Raw genomic sequence first — 17322 nt, forward strand, 5'->3', positions numbered from 1 at the left:
CGTCTTCTGACAATAATCGAAATGAGTTTAACCATGAAAAACCCCGCGCTGGTGCTGCTCCTGCTGAGTCTGATGAGCTTCTCCTCCGCCAGTAAGGCACTCAATGAATTTGAAGCGGAAGACCTCGCCGATTTAACGGCTGTTTTCGTTTATCTGAAAAACAACTGCGGCTATCAGGACCTGCCCAACGAGCAGATTCGTCAGGCGCTGTTGACGTTCGCCCAGCAAAATCGCTGGGATCTCAGCAATTACGGCGCGTATAACATGACCGAACTCGGCGAGGACAGCTATCGCGATCTGAGTAAAATAGCCATCCCGACGCCTAAAAAATGTCAGTCTCTGGCCCGTAACTCACTCGGTTTGCTCGCCTACACGAAATAATCGCTTCCTTCCTCCGCGCTGACTGAAATTTGACCGTGCAAGCACGGCAAGAGTTAGCTATCATGGCGCGCCAATTTTCATGGCAGCTATCGCGGAGGAAGCCCGAACATGGCCCAGAAAGAAATTTGGTATGAAACCCTGCATGCCGACTTCGGTCAGTATTTTTCCATTGACCGGGTGCTATACCAGGAAAAGACGGATCATCAGGATCTGATCATTTTTGAAAATGCCGCGCTCGGCCGCGTCATGGCGCTGGATGGCGTGGTGCAAACCACCGAACGTGATGAATTCATCTATCACGAAATGCTGACCCATATTCCCCTGTTGTCTCACGGCCAGGCCAGGCGCGTGCTGATTATCGGCGGCGGCGACGGCGGCATACTCCGGGAAGTCAGCCGTCACCGCGATATTGAACAAATCACCATGGTGGAAATCGACGCCGGCGTGGTGGCGTTCTGCCGCCAATATCTCCCCAACCATAATGCCGGCGCCTACGACGATCCGCGCTTTCGTCTGGTGATCGACGACGGCGTCAACTTCGTTAACCAATGTAGCGAGAAATTCGACGTCATCATTTCCGACTGCACCGACCCCATCGGTCCGGGAGAGAGCCTGTTCACCTCCGATTTCTATCAGGGCTGCGCCCGCTGCCTGAATGAAGGCGGCATTTTCGTCGCCCAGAACGGCGTCTGCTTTCTGCAACAAGACGAGGCCGTCAACAGCCATAACAAACTGAGCCGCTATTTCAGCGACGTCACGTTTTATCAGGCGGCGATCCCGACCTATTACGGCGGCATCATGACGTTTGCCTGGGCCAGCAACGATCCGGCGCTGCGCCAGACCCGTTTAGAGACGCTACAACGGCGCGTTAACGCGTCCGGTCTCGAGTGCCGTTACTATAATCCGGCCGTTCATATCGGCAGCTTCGCACTGCCGCAATATTTACTGAATGCCCTATCCGCATCACGCTGATTACCGCATCCATAAGGGGGTGACTTAAATTGCACAAGCTGAAACTGCACGGCTTTAATAATCTGACCAAAAGCCTGAGTTTTTGTATCTACGATATCTGTTACACCAGAACGGCCGATGAGCGTGACGGTTACATCGCCTATATTGATGAACAGTATAACGCTAACCGGCTGACCGAGATCCTGAGTGAAACCTGCTCGATCATCGGCGCCAATATTCTCAATATCGCCCGTCAGGACTATGAGCCGCAGGGCGCCAGCGTGACCATTCTGGTCAGTGAAGAACCGATAGATCCTCGTGACGTCGACAACTCCGAACATCCGGGGCCGTTGCCCAACTCGGTGGTCGCCCATCTGGATAAAAGTCATATTTGCGTACACACCTATCCGGAAAGTCATCCCGAGGGCGGACTCTGTACCTTCCGCGCCGATATTGAAGTGTCGACCTGCGGCGTTATCTCCCCGCTGAAAGCGCTGAACTATCTTATCCACCAGTTGGAATCGGATATCGTCACCATTGACTACCGCGTGCGCGGATTTACCCGCGATATCAATGGCGTAAAGCACTTTATCGACCATCAGATCAACTCGATCCAGAACTTTATGTCGGCGGACATGAAATCGCTCTATCATCTGATGGATGTGAACGTTTATCAGGAAAATATGTTTCACACCAAGATGTTGCTGAAAGATTTCGACCTGAAGCATTACCTGTTCAACGTCGATCCCAACGCCTTGAGCGCTGAAGAACGTAAACGCATCACCGATTTGCTGTATCACGAGATGCAGGAAATTTATTACGGCAGAAACCTGCCGGTCTTGTGATCATAATAGGTAAAGGGAGCGCGGCTCCCTTTTTCCTCATCCGCGCCTGAATTGCACAAAATCACGCCGAAAAACACGCGCATTTTCCCATCGGAGAAAGAAAATTTTTTTCTTGATTTCTCTTTTTCCCTTGCGGCGTCTGGGCTGAACCCCGCTGCGAAAAAATTCAGCCTATTTCCTATATATTGTATGGTTGAAATTTAAAATACCTACATCTAGTATTTAAACCGTAGCCGCCACCACGTAATGGCTGCGCCGAGGATCGGTTGGAAGCAGAAGCCCGGCAACATAACCGTTTCGATACACTTCTTTCAAACCAAAGGGTAAATACGAATCATGCGTATTACTATTTTCACAAAACCAGATTGTGTTCAATGCAACGCCACATGCCGCGCACTGGATAAACAGGGAATTGACTATCAGCTGGTGGACCTGACGGAAGATGAGCAGGCACTGCGCCAGGTAAGAGCGCTGGGCTATCAGCAAGTGCCGGTGGTGATGACCGCGAACGATCACTGGAGCGGCTTCCGTCCGGACAAAATCAGCACCCTAGCCCAATTACAAGCATCCTAGGGGGCAAGATGAACCCGCTGGTCTACTTTTCCAGCCAGTCGGAGAACACCCATCGCTTCATCGCCAGGGTCGGGTTGCCGGCCCTGCGCATTCCGATAGCGACTGAGCGGCCCGCGCTGAAACTGGATCAACCCTATATTCTGGTGGTTCCCAGCTATGGCGGAGGCAGCGCCAAGGGCGCGGTTCCCCGTCAGGTGATCCTGTTTCTCAACGATCGGCAAAACCGCGACTACCTGCGCGGCGTGATCGCGGCGGGCAATACCAATTTTGGCGCGGCGTACGGCCTGGCCGGCGACATCATCGCGCAAAAGTGCCAGGTGCCCTATTTATATCGCTTCGAATTACTGGGTACGCCAGAAGACGTGGCAAACGTGCGTAAGGGAGTAACTGAATTTTGGCAACGACAGAATCCGTGATCACCAAACCAGCTAACACGGAGCTGGATTACCATGCGCTAAATGCCATGCTGAACCTCTACGACGACGAGGGCCGCATCCAGTTCGACCAGGATAAGCTGGCGGCGCGACGCTATTTCTTACAGCACGTCAATCAAAACACCGTCTTCTTCCATAACCTGGAAGAAAAGCTGCGTTATCTGGTGGAGGAAAGCTACTACGAAGCCGAGGTACTGGAGCAATACGCCTTCAGTTTTATCAAGACCCTTTTCCAGCAGGCCTACAGCCATAAATTTCGCTTTCAAACCTTCCTCGGCGCGTTCAAATATTACACCGGCTACACGCTGAAGACCTTTGACGGCAAACGCTATCTGGAACGCTACGAAGACCGCGTTTGCATGGTGGCGCTGACGCTGGCCGCCGGCGACACCGAGGTGGCCAGCGCGCTGGTGGAGGAGATCATCAGCGGACGTTTTCAACCCGCCACCCCCACCTTTCTCAACTGCGGTAAGAAACAGCGCGGCGAACTGGTGTCCTGTTTTCTGCTGCGCATTGAAGACAACATGGAGTCGATCGGCCGCGCCGTCAACTCCGCGCTCCAGCTCTCTAAACGCGGCGGCGGCGTGGCTTTCATGCTGACCAATATTCGCGAAACCGGGGCGCCGATAAAAAGAATCGAAAACCAGTCATCCGGCATCATACCGGTAATGAAAATGCTGGAAGACGCGTTTTCCTACGCCAATCAGTTGGGCGCGCGCCAGGGCGCAGGCGCCGTCTACCTCAACGCGCACCACCCGGATATTCTGCGCTTCCTCGACACCAAACGAGAAAACGCCGATGAGAAAATCCGCATTAAAACGCTGTCGCTCGGCGTGGTGATTCCGGATATCACCTTCCAACTGGCGAAAAACAATCAGGTGATGTACCTGTTCTCGCCTTATGACGTCGAGCAGGTATACGGCGTGCCGTTGTCGGAAATCAGCGTCACGGAAAAATACCAGGAAATGGTCAACGACAAGCGCATCCGCAAGTCGCAGATTAAGGCGCGGGAATTCTTTCAGATCCTGGCGGAAATCCAGTTTGAGTCCGGTTACCCCTATATGATGTTTGAAGATACGGTAAACCGCGCCAACCCGATTCAGGGCCGCATCAATATGAGTAACCTGTGCTCGGAAATTTTGCAGGTCAATGACGCCAGCCTATACGATGAAGACCTCGGCTATCGCCACGTCGGTAAAGACATTTCCTGCAACCTTGGCTCGCTGAATATCGCCAAGGCGATGGCATCGCCGGATTTCGGCCTTACGGTGGAAATGGCGATCCGCGCGCTGACCGCCGTCTCCGATATGAGCCATATCCGTTCCGTGCCTTCCATTGAAAAAGGCAACGACGCATCGCACGCCATCGGCCTCGGGCAGATGAATCTGCACGGCTACCTGGCCCGCGAGAGGATATTTTACGGCTCCGAGGAGGCGATCGACTTCACCAATATCTATTTTTACACCGTCGCCTACCATGCGCTGCGGGCGTCGAATCAGTTGGCGATCGAGCGCGGTCAATCCTTTGCAGGCTTCGAAAACTCGAAATATGCGTCCGGCGAATACTTTGATAAGTACGTGGAACAACATTGGCAACCGGCGACGGAACGGGGGCGTGAACTGTTCGCACAGGCGGGAATAACCCTCCCCACGCAGCAGGACTGGGCCGCATTGCGCGAGTCGGTGATGGCGCACGGTATCTATAACCAGAATTTGCAGGCGGTGCCGCCGACCGGTTCGATCTCTTACATCAATCACTCCACCTCGAGCATCCACCCGATTGTGTCGCAGATTGAGATCCGCAAGGAAGGCAAAATCGGCCGGGTTTATTACCCTGCGCCTTATATGACCAATGACAATCTGGAATATTACCAGGATGCCTACGAGATCGGACCTGAGAAGATCATTGATACCTACGCGGCCGCAACCCAGCATGTCGATCAGGGGCTGTCTTTGACGCTGTTCTTCCGTGATACCGCCACCACGCGGGATATCAACAAAGCGCAAATTTATGCCTGGAAAAAAGGCATCAAAACCATTTACTACATTCGTATACGGCAGATGGCATTGGAAGGCACCGAGGTTCAGGGCTGCGTGTCCTGTGCGTTATAAGCTATCGCTGAAGGAAATCTGAATATGACATCGCTGACACGCGTCCAGGCCATTAACTGGAACAAAATTGAAGACGACAAGGATCTGGAGGTCTGGAACCGGCTGACCTCGAATTTCTGGCTGCCGGAGAAAGTCCCTTTGTCCAATGATATCCCCTCCTGGGGAACACTAAACGCTCAGGAGCGACAACTGACTATCCGGGTATTTACCGGACTGACGCTGCTGGACACCATTCAGAACACGCTGGGCGCGCCGACGCTGATGCCCGATGCGGTCACGCCCCACGAGGAGGCGGTGCTGTCCAACATCAGCTTTATGGAAGCGGTACACGCGCGTTCTTACAGCTCCATTTTTTCCACGCTGTGCCTGACCAGCGAAGTGGATGACGCCTACCGCTGGAGCGAGGAAAACCCGGCATTGCAGAAAAAAGCGGCCATCATTCTGGGTTACTATCGCAGCGACGACCCACTGATGAAAAAGGTCGCCAGCGTGTTTCTGGAATCCTTCCTGTTCTATTCCGGCTTTTATCTGCCCATGTACTGGTCAAGCCGCGCCAAGCTGACCAATACCGCCGATTTGATACGGCTGATTATCCGCGACGAAGCCGTACACGGTTACTATATCGGCTATAAGTTTCAGCAAGGTCTGGCAAAGGCCGATGCCGCACGCCGGCAGCAGGTGAAAAGTTTCGCCTACGATCTGCTGCAAGACTTGTATGACAACGAAGTGCTGTATACCCAGGAGTTATATGACGGTGTGGGCTGGACGGAGGATGTGAAGAAATTTCTGCACTATAACGCTAACAAGGCGCTGATGAATCTGGGTTATGAAGCCCTGTTTCCCGCCGGCATGACCGACGTCAATCCGGCTATCCTCTCCGCGCTTTCGCCGAACGCCGATGAGAATCATGACTTCTTCTCAGGCTCCGGTTCATCATATGTCATCGGCAAAGCGGTAAACACCGAAGATGAAGACTGGGATTTCTGATCCCGCAAATGATGGGGCATCCGCCCCATCATTCCCACGCTGACGCCATCCTCCGCCACATAGAAAAAAACCATAAATATATCGACTGTAGTTCGACAACCTCTTTCATCAATTTTTCACTCATTAACACCATGAAATATATTGAAATCCATTAAACTTATTTAAGTTTGAAAAGTAAGGTTGCTACATATACCATAAAAACCAAATCAAACTATACCAATCATCAATATAAAATGGGGAATAATTAGCAGCAAATCATTCACCACTCATCACTATAAAACGCACACTAATAAAATATTACCACTCTTATCCTGGATATTTATATCCCAGATAATTTCGTCATGAATTTACATCCTGGATATTAAAATCCACACTTACAATAACGGAGCGTTACAATGACAAATCGTGTTTATATAAATAAAATATCTTCATTTATGCCGGGTGAACCGGTTGACAATAATTCGATTGAAAAAGTATTGGGATATATTGGCGGAGCGCCGTCCAGAGCAAAAAAAATCGTATTACGCAGCAATGGTATCAAGACCCGTTATTATGTGTTGGATCCGGAAACTGGAGAACCGCGTTATACCAATGCGCAACTCACGGCGGAGGCGATAAAAGGCCTGTTCGACGACGATTTCGCACCGAGCGATATCGAATGCCTTGCAACAGGCACCAGCATGCCCGATCAACTGATGCCTAACCACGGCGTGATGGTGCATGGCGAATTAGGCAATCCTTCTTGCGAGGTGATTTCCACGGCGGGGATCTGCATCGCGGGCGTGACCGCCTTGAAATACGGCTGGCTGTCGGTGCTTTCCGGCGCTTCCCGCAATGCCGTCACCACCGCATCTGAAATCGCCTCAACGGTGATGCACGCGCGTAACTTTATCAATGAAAATCAGGCGAAAGTCTCTGCGCTGGAAAAACACCCTGAAATCGCCTTTGAAAAAGATTTCCTGCGTTGGATGCTGTCAGACGGCGCGGGCGCTATCCTGCTGGAAAACCAACCACGAACAAACGGCCCTTCGCTGCGTATCGACTGGATTGATATCTATTCCTACGCTAATGAGTTGGAAACCTGTATGTACGCCGGGGCGGAAAAAGACGAAAACGGCGCGCTGGTTGGCTGGATGCGTTTCCCGGTCAAAGACTGGGGCGATCGTTCCATTTTCGCCGTTAAACAAGATGTTAGATTATTGAATGAAAATATTGTCGATATTGCTTTAGGAAAGCCGCTGCTTAAAACAATTGAGCGTCGGGGGATTTCGGCGAAAAATATTGATTGGTTTCTGCCTCATATGTCATCAAATTATTTTCGCCAGCCGATTGCCGAATGTATGGAAAAAAACAGTTTTCATATCCCACAGGAACGCTGGTTCACTAATCTGACCACTAAAGGCAACGTCGGCTCTGCTTCTATTTATATTATGCTGGATGAACTGATTAAATCCAACGATTTAAAAAGCGGACAAACTATCCTTTGCTTTATTCCGGAAAGCGGACGCTTCAATGGTTCATTTATGCAACTTACGGTAATGTGAATCTTTTTCCACTACCGCATCGGTAATGATACTGAATGTGCGTTTTATTTAATGCACATCCATTTCTGCTTAATAAAGAAACCGGATCACTATCGATTCGGTTTCTTTTAACATCTGGCGCAACGCCATTACTTGTCGTATAGCGCGTGTCGGACATGCCATCAACCAAATTTTGTACCGCGCTGGCGTTCTCAAGATAAGAATAGGTCCGCGCAAACGCTCATCAGGTATTTATAATATTTCTGGCTGGAGCCTATCGCTGTCTATCGGCCTGGCGTCCGGCAAACTGGAACTAACCGGCCACCATTCATTCATTGATAGCTACGTCAGGCGTCGCAAATACACCGTGCAACGCACGCATATAGCCGGCCTACGAAATTTCTCTTTCTGATGCGTAAGCCATTTCGCGCCGGATACCCCGCTACTCTGGGGGTATCATAGAGACGAAAAAAAACCGTATGCCTTTGACAGCGATACGGTTTTCATTCATCCAGAGATGTATGGAAACATCCCGGAATAGATAAGTGGCGGAACGGACGGAAATCGACCTTATCATCTATATATATGATAAGTAACAAAACTCATTACCATTCATAATCGCTGTAGGCCATATTGTAGGTCATTTTGAAAATGTTCTGCAAGCAAGGATAGCTTCTCATCTGCTTATCTACCGGTCGGATACCAAACTATCGGACAGTCAAAAACCAGCACAATCCCCCAACAAATACAAAAAAAACAAAATATAATCATACATAAAATACAAAATTAATATTTTTTACCTACCGTTATTATTGCACTACCCGTTACTATGAAATAGTTATCGGGATGTTAGTCAATTCCCGCCGATAGCTACCAACGTTGCACAGCAATTTAGTGCAGTTGCACTACAATAAACATTATAAAATTTGTGGCAATCCGCACATAATCCGAATTCATACACACCAAACTTACATAATTAATTGTTTTTTTTAACACATTACATCTACCCATCAGAAACAGAATAATTGGCGTAGTTTTTGCTTATACCATGCTATATGAAAGCGTACGCTGATAGCGGTGTACACACCATTTCTCAAAAAGTGTTGTGGAGGACAGAATATGTCCATCGTGTATTCAACTGAGAACATGGCTGACAAGCAGCGTTTTGAATACTGGACAGAGGTCGTTTGTCGTCATTGCCTCAAGGCAACGAATCGGCCGGTATCCAAGAGCGGCTTTCTGGCATACATGCAATTCCGGGCAATCAAGTCCCTTTCGCTTGCTACGCTCAATGCACCGGCACATCACTGGAAACGGGGGGCACAAGAGCTACGTAGCGGCCCCAATGACGATCTTTGGCTTGGACTGGTGCAGCGGGGGCAGGCTTGGTTCGAACAAAGTGGCCGGCAGGCCGTACTGCCAGCGGGCAGTATGGTACTGTATGATTCAGCCAAAGAATTCACTTTCAACATCGACTCGCAAGCGCTGCATATCTTGCGTATTCCCCGCCCGTTGTTAATGCGGCGCATCCCTAACGTAGAGAAATTCACCGCCATCTCGCTGGATGCCAGCCGGCCAGGCATGACGCCGCTGCGGGAGATGCTGTTGCAAGCCAGTTCAAATTCCCTTCTGATGACCCATGACGACATGGCTATCAGGTATTTCGACATGATGTTGGACATGTTGGTCTTTAGTCTGCAAGTCGCGGATAACGATAACGCGAGCGACCGCTATTACAACCTGTATGAAAAAATCGTGCAATATATCCGCGACCATTTACAGGATGACGCTCTGTCGTTGGATATGATCGCGAAAGCGCACTACGTATCCCCCCGCACCGTGGTGCGGGCGTTCTCCGCCCGGCAAAAAACGCCCATGGCCATGGTATGGCAAGAACGGCTATTGGCCTGTCGCCATGCGCTGCAGGATAAACGCGCGCGCAGCGTATCTCAGATAGCCATGGAGTACGGTTTCAAGGATCTCTCCCACTTCAGCCGGGCGTTCCGCCAAGCATTCGGTTATGCGCCAAGTTCATTGTTGAAACAGGAAATCGTCCAGTCCTGAGTCTTATCGCCCCGCCTCTGAGCGACAGCGACCTGTACAGGCGCTGTCGTTTTTTTTATTCCGCCTACGCGAAACTCAACGAGATATACGATCTTTTTCACCGGATTTCTTCCCCCTGGGCAAACTGTCCTTTTGAGTACATCCCTTGTCCATTTGAGCCATGGCGGTAATAGCACTCTCGGGTTAAAAGTGTCAATCAGGAGCGGAATCAATTTTCTACTCCGCCATTGATGGCGTCGGTGCATTCATCTACAGGCAGGCAAGACGAAAGAAATAACCACATCTTATGGTCTGAAATCACTAACAGGCCGCAGTCATTATTCCGTTTTAAACGTGGGGGTTAATCATGAAATCAGTCAAAGGTAATCGTTTGCAATATCCTAACCGCGATCCTGAGACGATGAAAAGAGGAGGTCTCAGCGCGATGATGCGATCTACTCGCTGGCGCCGACGGTATGTTATTCCTTTGGCTGCAATCTTATTTTTTCAATCCGCCCAGGCGGTGGATTTGGATTCGCTGGATTTAGTTCCTGCACCAGTGGGCACCGACGCTTTTCTTTCCTATTTCACCTATGCCCATCGCGACACTTATAAACCCGTCGGCGGCAATTATATTAAAGATGATACTCGGCTGAATTCAATGATTGGTATTTTCCGTTATGTCCATTATATGGACGTCGGCGGATTTACCCTGGCGCCCCAAGTATTATTACCCTATGGACGACTCTATGATGGCAAGCTGGCCGGCACGGAACTGAGTTCAACATCAGGGCTGGGCGATCCGATCCTCACCGCGCCCCTTTGGCTGATCAATAATTCAACTTCCGGAACCACTTTCGCCATTGTGCCTTATCTCTATCTCCCTATGGGCAATTACGATGCCGGGGAGACGCTGAACATAGGCGAAAACCGCTGGAAGTTTGATTTTCAGGTGGGCGGAACCCAGCGGCTTGGCGATAACTTTATCGCACAGGCATCATTCGATACCACCTGGTATGGCGACAATGACGACGCCGTCAGCCGGGGTGACGGCACGCTTTCACAGGACAACAGCTATCAGGCGCAATTATGGCTGTCCTATATTCCTCCTCAGGACAAAACCTGGACCTTCGCCGTCGGTTACGCCAAAAACTGGGGCGGTACCCAATATCTGGACGGTTCAGCGAACGGCGCCGCCACACGCTCACAGCAGGTGCGTTTGCAAACGGCGAAATTTGTGCGGCCCGATTTGCAGGTGCAGTGGCTGGTTCAGCGCGACATCAGCGTAGACGGCGGGTTCCAGACCGATTTCAGCACCACGCTGCGTATTATGAAACTGTTTTAATCTCTACCGGGTCGACGGACCCGGAACGTTCAATTCCAAGTACCGTACACAGTCGCGTTACACCAGGGTAATGCCCTCCCGAACAACGAATCGGGGTACGGTTGTCCTTTTTAGCAAAACAGATGTCCCGGTGAAACAAGCATCCCGAATCGTCTGCCTACATAGTATTAACCAGGTCGGGGAGCGGCCGCGTGCGCCGGCGGCGACCGGTCATACCTGTCCGCTCTCTTCGGTAAGCTGACTATTGAACATCAATCAGGAGCCCTTATGGAATCCGCAATCGACAAACATTTGAAATGCCCCCGGACACTGTCCCGCCGTGTTCATGATGACTATCAGCCGCCGTTTCCCATGTTCGCGGGCCGTGCCGATGAAAGCCTCACACAGGTGGTCATGGCCTATCTCGGCGTGCAGTTCCTTGAAGAGCAGCGTGATGCGGCCCTGAAGGCCATGCGCCACATCGTCTCAAGTTTTAGCGTCGACGACGGCCCGGGGAATCACGATATGACCTACCATGTCGACGCTCAGGGCTATGGCAATTTCATCGTCGTCGGCTACTGGCGCGATCCGGCGGCATACTGCCGCTGGCTGCGTTCGCCGTCGATCGCCGACTGGTGGGCCGATGACGCACGGCTGAACGAAGGGCTGGGCTATTTCCGCGAGATCATCGCCCCGCGCGCCGACCAGTTCGAAACCCTGTATGCATTCAAAGAAGATCTGCCAGGCGTCGGCGCCATCATGGATAACATCAGCGACGAAGTGCAGGAGCACGGCTATTGGGGCTCGGTGCGCGATCGTATCCCGCTCTCGCAAACCGACTGGCTGCAACCTTCGAGCGAGTTGCGCCTCCTGTCCGGCGATCCCGCCAAAGGCGGCCGCGTTGTGGTGCAGGGCCATGACAATATCGCGCTGATCCGTTCCGGACAGGACTGGGTCGACGCCGGAGAAGAAGAACGCGAGCTGTACTTTAAGCAGATGCTGCCCCCCCTGCAGGACGGCATGGATTTTCTTCGCGACGAGGGTCAGGCGCTGGGCTGCTACAGCAACCGTTTCGTGCGCAACATCGATCTGGACGGCAATCTGCTGGATATCGCCTACGATATCGGCTACTGGCGCTCGCTCGACAAGCTGGAGCGATGGGCGGAATCCCACCCTACCCACCTGCGCATATTCACCACATTTTTCCGCGTCGTCACCGGACTGCAAAAACTACGGCTCTATCACGAAGTTTCCGTCTCCGATGCGCGCCACCAAATGTTCGAATACATCAACTGTCATGCACAAACCGGGATGATGCGCGATGCGCAATCTGAGAACTGATCACCCCTTTTTCAATCTACCCCTAGGGCGGATTCGTCGAACTATTGATGAAGCGCCGCATTCATGAAGGAAATAACATGGCTATTGAACGCCCCACGCCCGAACAACTGCAAGAGATCGCCGACCGCCTGCACATCCAACTGACGCCGGAACTGGCGAGTGAATACCTGGCGCTGATGCAAGCCAATTTCGACGCCTATGACCTGGTTGACGAATTGCCTGATGATATCCCCGAGACGCGTTACCCGCGCGAGGCCGGTTATCGCCCCGAGGGTGCGGAAAACCCGCTGAATGCCTGGTACTACAAAACCGAAGTGAAAGGCGCCGGCGCCGGCAAGCTGGCTGGCCGCACCGTCGCGCTCAAGGATAACGTTTCCCTGGCCGGCGTACCGATGATGAATGGCTCCACCACGCTTGAGGGGTTCGTGCCTTCTTATGACGCCACCGTCGTCACCCGTCTTCTGGATGCCGGCGCCACGATCAGCGGTAAAGCCACCTGCGAGCACTTTTGTCTTTCCGGCGGCAGCCATACTTCCCATCCGGCGCCGGTGCACAACCCCAACCGTCACGGCTACGCCGCCGGCGGCTCCTCCTCCGGCAGCGCCGCGCTGGTGGCCTCGGGTGAGGTCGACATGGCCATAGGGTGCGATCAGGGCGGTTCCATTCGCATCCCGTCGGCATTCTGCGGCACTTATGGCATGAAACCCACCCATGGTTTGGTGCCTTATACCGGTATTATGCCGATCGAGGCCACAGTGGATCATGCCGGCCCGATTACCGCCAATGTCCGCGATAACGCATTGATGCTGGAAGCGATCGCCGGCGCCGACGGGTTGGATCCGCGTCAGTATGCGCCCGCGGTGCAATCCTATACCGAGTTTCTGAACCGCGGCGTGGACGGCCTGAAGATCGGTATTGTGACCGAAGGGTTCCAGCTCGCCAATCAGGATCCGCGCGTCGCGGACAAAGTCCGAGAAGCCATTGCTCGTTTTGAACGTCTGGGTGCCACGGTCGACGAAATATCGCTCCCTGAACATACACTGGCGGGCGCGCTCTGGACGCCGATCGGCTGCGAAGGGCTGACCATGCAGATGATGCACGGGAACGGCATGGGGTTTAACTGGAAAGGTCAGTATGACGTGGCGCTGCTGGATAAACAGGCGCAATGGCGTTCCCAGGCCGAAGCGCTGTCCGCTTCGCTCAAAATCTGTATGTTCGTCGGACAGTACGGACTGGAGCGCTACAACGGCCGCTACTATGCCAAGGCACAGAACATCGCACGCAGAGCCCGTGCGGGTTATGACCGCGAGCTGGCAAACTATGATGTGTTGGTGATGCCGACCGTTCCTATCACCGCGCAACCTCTGCCTGAGAAAGACTGTTCCGTTACTCAATACATATCGCGGGCATTTGAAATGCTCGGCAATACCGCGGCACAGGACATTACCGGTCATCCGGCCTTCTCTGTTCCCTGTGGGCTGGTCGATGGTTTGCCGGTGGGGCTCATGCTGATTGGTCGTCACTATGGCGAAGGTACGCTTTACCAGGCAGCGTCGGCGTTTGAAGCGGCGGGAGACTGGCGCAAGTTCTAAAACGCGGTAGCATGGACGACGGGGTTGATTCTGCCATCCATGCCACGCCGAATTCAGCGACCCGACCGCGCGGCGCCTTTCGCACGGCCGGGTAGCAAATGCGTATGCCCGGATCCCTACTGCACCTGCCGCGGGTTACACACAAGCACTGACGCTATGGAGATATCATGCCGCATAAATTTTCTTCGCTTTTCCATGCATTGCCCTTCTCCTTCCCCCATTTCACCCGCCGCCGGCATCCCGTGCGGGGCCGCTACCGGCGGTCGCTGCTGCTGGCCTGCGCGATGGCGTCGTGCGGCGCACAGGCCACAGCCACCCAGTTTCCGCTGACGTTGCAGAACTGCGGCAGCACGCTGACCTTTCAGCGCGCGCCCACAAAAGTGGTGACCATTGGCCAGACGGGAAGCGAGATGTTGTATGCCCTGGGACTGGGCGACAAATTAGTGGGAACGTCGCTGTGGTTTAACAACGTGCTGCCGCAATACCAGGCGCAGAACGCCAAGGTTGAGCGGCTGGCCGATAACGCGCCGGGATTTGAGACCGTCATAAGCAAACGGCCGCAGTTGGTGGTCTCACAGTTTGAAATGATGGTTGGCCCGCAAGGCGTGGTGGGCAGCCGTCAGCAATTTGACGAGTTAAATATTCCCACCTACGTGATGCCCGCCGATTGCGAAGGTAAAAATAATTTGATAGGCGCCGACGGCACGCGCCAGGAAACCTTCCGCATTGAGAGTCTGTATAAAAGCATCAGCCAATTGGCGGCGATTTTCGATGTGCAGCCGCGCGGTCAACAACTGAATGACGAGCTGCAGGCCAGACTGGCCAAAGCCAGAGCCATGACGCAGCGGCAGGATCTCTCCCACACCAGCGCGCTTTTCTGGTTTTCCAGCAGCGATCTCAAGAGCGATCCGTTTGTCGCGGGCCGCAAAGGCGTGCCTGACTTCATGCTCAACACGCTGGGCGTACACAACATCGTCGAGTCTGACGAAGAGTGGCCGGCTGTCGGCTGGGAAACCATCGCCAAGGCCAACCCGACGTTTATCATCATTGCCCGGATGGATCGCCGTCGTTTCCCGGCCGATGACCACCAGAAAAAACTGGCGTTTCTGCAACACGATCCGGTCACTCGCAACATGGCGGCGGTCAAGAATAACCGCATCATTATCCTGGACGCCGAAGCGATGCATGCCAGCCTGAGAATGTTCGGCGGCCTGGAAACGATCGCTTCCGCCATCGCCAAAAACGCGGATTTGCCCAAATGACCAGAAAATGGCTGGTCAGTCTTATCGCCTGCCTGGCGCTTATCGCCGCGATATTACTGGGCGTCGCCATCGGCGAAACATCGATAAAGCTCACCGTCGTCGTACAGGCGATAGTCAATAAACTGGGGTCGGCGGGCTACATACTGGATCCCATCGACGAAGGGATTATCTGGAATTACCGCCTGCCCCGCGCCCTGGTCGCCGGGGCCTGCGGCGCGGGCCTGGCGACCTGCGGCGTGATACTGCAATCGCTCCTGCGCAATCCGCTGGCCGACCCCTATCTGCTCGGCATCTCCGCCGGCGCGTCGACCGGCGCGGTGCTGGTCGCATTATTCGGATTGGGCGCCGGCGTGCTCACCCTCTCCGGCGGGGCCTTTGTGGGCGCCATCACCGCCTTTGCGCTCGTCACTCTGCTGGCCCGGGCCGGCGGCGCCTCGGCCCCGGCGACGCAAATCATTCTGGCGGGTATCGCCGGCTCGCAACTGTTCAATGCGCTGACCGCATTTTTAATCACCAAGTCGGCCAACTCTGAACAGGCGCGCGGCATTATGTTCTGGATGCTGGGCAGCCTCAGCGGCGTTCGCTGGTCTTCGGTCTGGCTGGCGGTCCCGATATCCTTGCTGGGGCTAATCGTTTGTTTGTGGCATCGCAGGGCGTTGGATGCATTCACCTTCGGCGTTGATTCGGCCGCGGGGCTAGGCATCCCCGTCCGGCGGATACAGCTGCTGTTGATCAGCAGCGCAGCGCTGGTGACCGCCATTATGGTGTCGATCGTCGGCTCCATCGGTTTCGTCGGGCTCGTCATTCCCCACGCCGTTCGTCTGCTGTCCGGCACCCGGCATGCCCATCTGTTGCCATTAAGCGCACTAAGCGGCGCACTGTTTCTGATCGCGGCCGACATCCTTTCCCGCACGCTGATAGTCGGACAGGTGATCCCCGTCGGGGTGATCACCGCACTGGTCGGCGCGCCGGTATTTGCCCTGATCTTGCTCGATAGAAGGAGAATGCGATGACCGCCGTCCCCTCGCCACCTCAACCGGTTGTGCTCAGCTGCGCCAATCTGAGTTACCAACAAGGTGGCAATGTGTTGTTGCAGGATATCGCGCTGGCGGTACGCCATGAAGAAACGTTCGGCATCGTCGGCCCCAACGGTTCGGGTAAATCCACCTTGCTCAAGCTGCTGAGCGGTTTGCGAAAACCTGACAGCGGAACCGTCCAGCTCGGAGACAAAGACCTGCGGGATTGGCCACGCTGGAGCCGCGCCCGCCAGATTGCCATGGTCGAACAACAGGCTGACACCGAGGACGTCATCAGCGTCTTTGACGTCGTTGCGCTGGGCCGCACGCCATGGTTGTCGGCGCTGAGCCCTTGGTCCGCGCAAGAGGAGGCCATCGTGCGCCAGGCGCTGCATGATGTCGGCGCCGCCCACCTTAGCGCCCGGCGCTGGCACAGCCTGTCGGGAGGCGAGCGCCAGCGGGTGCATCTGGCCAAGGCGCTGGCCCAACGTCCACAAATTTTGCTGCTGGATGAGCCGGGCAATCATCTGGATATTCAGCATCAACTGGCCATTCTGGCGCTGGTACGCCACTTACCGGTCACCACGCTGGTGGCCCTGCACGATCTCAACCATGCCCTGCTGTGCGATCGTTTGGCGGTGCTGGATCGGGGACGGCTGATCGCGCTGGGGCCACCGCGCGAAGTTCTGACGCCGCAACTGCTGCTCAGCACATTCGGCGTTCATGCCCACTATCTGGTCGATCCGTTCGACGGCGCCGCCCTGCTGCGATTCAGGGCGCCTGCGCTATGACGGACCGACGGGCGTAACCACGGCGTCTGACGGAGACACAGGGCGTTGGCTTGCGCCGCGCGGCGAACTTGTCTCTGTCAGCCCATCCCGTGACCGGCACAGCAAAGCATGCGGAAGGTTAACGCCCTATCTTGTTCTTTATGGTCCT

General features: G+C 53.9%; 15 protein-coding genes. All 15 read left to right on the forward strand.

The genetic code is table 11. The annotated features are described in order from the left end of the window. Positions 1 to 33: 33 nt before the first annotated feature. The 15 genes from ABRZ26_RS11330 to ABRZ26_RS11400 all read left to right on the forward strand — a co-directional run bounded on the left by ABRZ26_RS11330 (position 34) and on the right by ABRZ26_RS11400 (position 17174). On the forward strand, positions 34 to 381 hold the full coding sequence (locus tag ABRZ26_RS11330) for a YacC family pilotin-like protein (RefSeq protein ID WP_319604366.1): 348 nt from the start codon (positions 34 to 36) through the stop codon (positions 379 to 381). Between the two features lie 108 nt (positions 382 to 489). After that, positions 490 to 1353: a polyamine aminopropyltransferase gene (gene speE / locus ABRZ26_RS11335; RefSeq protein WP_319604367.1), complete on the forward strand. Its 864-nt coding sequence runs from the start codon at positions 490 to 492 to the stop codon at positions 1351 to 1353. 29 nt (positions 1354 to 1382) lie between these two features. Further along, positions 1383 to 2177 carry an adenosylmethionine decarboxylase gene (speD, locus tag ABRZ26_RS11340; RefSeq protein WP_319604368.1) on the forward strand — a complete coding sequence of 265 codons (795 nt, stop codon included), beginning with the start codon at positions 1383 to 1385 and terminating at the stop codon, positions 2175 to 2177. Positions 2178 to 2513: 336 nt separating this feature from the next. Then, entirely contained in the window at positions 2514 to 2750 is a 237-nt protein-coding gene (gene nrdH, locus ABRZ26_RS11345; RefSeq protein ID WP_319604369.1) for a glutaredoxin-like protein NrdH, read from the forward strand. Positions 2751 to 2758: 8 nt separating this feature from the next. Further along, entirely contained in the window at positions 2759 to 3166 is a 408-nt protein-coding gene (gene nrdI, locus ABRZ26_RS11350) for a class Ib ribonucleoside-diphosphate reductase assembly flavoprotein NrdI (protein ID WP_319604370.1), read from the forward strand. After that, positions 3145 to 5295, forward strand: coding sequence for a class 1b ribonucleoside-diphosphate reductase subunit alpha (gene nrdE, locus ABRZ26_RS11355; protein ID WP_319604371.1), 2151 nt, complete (start codon positions 3145 to 3147; stop codon positions 5293 to 5295). The genes nrdI and nrdE overlap by 22 nt, the downstream gene beginning before the upstream one ends. A gap of 24 nt (positions 5296 to 5319) precedes the next feature. Next, a complete protein-coding gene (gene nrdF, locus ABRZ26_RS11360) occupies positions 5320 to 6282 on the forward strand; it encodes a class 1b ribonucleoside-diphosphate reductase subunit beta (RefSeq protein ID WP_413556200.1) in 963 nt (320 codons plus the stop codon). Positions 6283 to 6677: 395 nt separating this feature from the next. After that, entirely contained in the window at positions 6678 to 7826 is a 1149-nt protein-coding gene (locus ABRZ26_RS11365; protein ID WP_319604372.1) for a beta-ketoacyl-ACP synthase III, read from the forward strand. A gap of 1098 nt (positions 7827 to 8924) precedes the next feature. Continuing rightward, positions 8925 to 9869, forward strand: coding sequence for a helix-turn-helix domain-containing protein (locus ABRZ26_RS11370; RefSeq protein ID WP_150437366.1), 945 nt, complete (start codon positions 8925 to 8927; stop codon positions 9867 to 9869). Positions 9870 to 10293: 424 nt separating this feature from the next. Further along, on the forward strand, positions 10294 to 11193 hold the full coding sequence (locus ABRZ26_RS11375) for a transporter (protein WP_150437377.1): 900 nt from the start codon (positions 10294 to 10296) through the stop codon (positions 11191 to 11193). 267 nt (positions 11194 to 11460) lie between these two features. Then, entirely contained in the window at positions 11461 to 12513 is a 1053-nt protein-coding gene (gene oxdA, locus ABRZ26_RS11380) for an aliphatic aldoxime dehydratase (RefSeq protein WP_150437365.1), read from the forward strand. 77 nt (positions 12514 to 12590) lie between these two features. Beyond that, entirely contained in the window at positions 12591 to 14105 is a 1515-nt protein-coding gene (locus ABRZ26_RS11385; protein ID WP_172290890.1) for an amidase, read from the forward strand. A 167-nt stretch (positions 14106 to 14272) separates the two neighbouring features. Then, positions 14273 to 15367 carry an ABC transporter substrate-binding protein gene (locus ABRZ26_RS11390; protein WP_199378709.1) on the forward strand — a complete coding sequence of 365 codons (1095 nt, stop codon included), beginning with the start codon at positions 14273 to 14275 and terminating at the stop codon, positions 15365 to 15367. Further along, positions 15364 to 16380 (forward strand): FecCD family ABC transporter permease, encoded by a 1017-nt coding sequence (locus tag ABRZ26_RS11395; protein WP_172290889.1) that lies wholly within the window; start codon positions 15364 to 15366, stop codon positions 16378 to 16380. Before ABRZ26_RS11390 ends, ABRZ26_RS11395 begins: the two co-directional genes overlap by 4 nt. Beyond that, the gene (locus ABRZ26_RS11400; protein WP_150437362.1) at positions 16377 to 17174 is read left to right on the forward strand and encodes an ABC transporter ATP-binding protein; all 798 of its coding nucleotides are present in this window, start codon (positions 16377 to 16379) and stop codon (positions 17172 to 17174) included. The genes ABRZ26_RS11395 and ABRZ26_RS11400 overlap by 4 nt, the downstream gene beginning before the upstream one ends. The last annotated feature ends 148 nt before the right edge of the window (positions 17175 to 17322 follow it).

The organism is Brenneria sp. L4-2C, assembly GCF_040240335.1.
Taxonomy (GTDB): domain Bacteria; phylum Pseudomonadota; class Gammaproteobacteria; order Enterobacterales; family Enterobacteriaceae; genus Brenneria.

What these genes read in the sequence shown, in the direction of transcription:
- ABRZ26_RS11400 (WP_150437362.1), top strand. Translation starts at nt 16,377, where the DNA reads ATGACCGCCGTCCCCTCGCCACCTCAACCGGTTGTGCTCAGCTGCGCC.
- nrdH (WP_319604369.1), top strand. Translation starts at nt 2,514, where the DNA reads ATGCGTATTACTATTTTCACAAAACCAGATTGTGTTCAATGCAACGCC.
- ABRZ26_RS11390 (WP_199378709.1), top strand. Translation starts at nt 14,273, where the DNA reads ATGCCGCATAAATTTTCTTCGCTTTTCCATGCATTGCCCTTCTCCTTC.
- speE (WP_319604367.1), top strand. Translation starts at nt 490, where the DNA reads ATGGCCCAGAAAGAAATTTGGTATGAAACCCTGCATGCCGACTTCGGT.
- nrdF (WP_413556200.1), top strand. Translation starts at nt 5,320, where the DNA reads ATGACATCGCTGACACGCGTCCAGGCCATTAACTGGAACAAAATTGAA.
- oxdA (WP_150437365.1), top strand. Translation starts at nt 11,461, where the DNA reads ATGGAATCCGCAATCGACAAACATTTGAAATGCCCCCGGACACTGTCC.
- ABRZ26_RS11375 (WP_150437377.1), top strand. Translation starts at nt 10,294, where the DNA reads ATGATGCGATCTACTCGCTGGCGCCGACGGTATGTTATTCCTTTGGCT.
- ABRZ26_RS11395 (WP_172290889.1), top strand. Translation starts at nt 15,364, where the DNA reads ATGACCAGAAAATGGCTGGTCAGTCTTATCGCCTGCCTGGCGCTTATC.
- ABRZ26_RS11365 (WP_319604372.1), top strand. Translation starts at nt 6,678, where the DNA reads ATGACAAATCGTGTTTATATAAATAAAATATCTTCATTTATGCCGGGT.
- ABRZ26_RS11330 (WP_319604366.1), top strand. Translation starts at nt 34, where the DNA reads ATGAAAAACCCCGCGCTGGTGCTGCTCCTGCTGAGTCTGATGAGCTTC.
- ABRZ26_RS11370 (WP_150437366.1), top strand. Translation starts at nt 8,925, where the DNA reads ATGTCCATCGTGTATTCAACTGAGAACATGGCTGACAAGCAGCGTTTT.
- nrdI (WP_319604370.1), top strand. Translation starts at nt 2,759, where the DNA reads ATGAACCCGCTGGTCTACTTTTCCAGCCAGTCGGAGAACACCCATCGC.
- ABRZ26_RS11385 (WP_172290890.1), top strand. Translation starts at nt 12,591, where the DNA reads ATGGCTATTGAACGCCCCACGCCCGAACAACTGCAAGAGATCGCCGAC.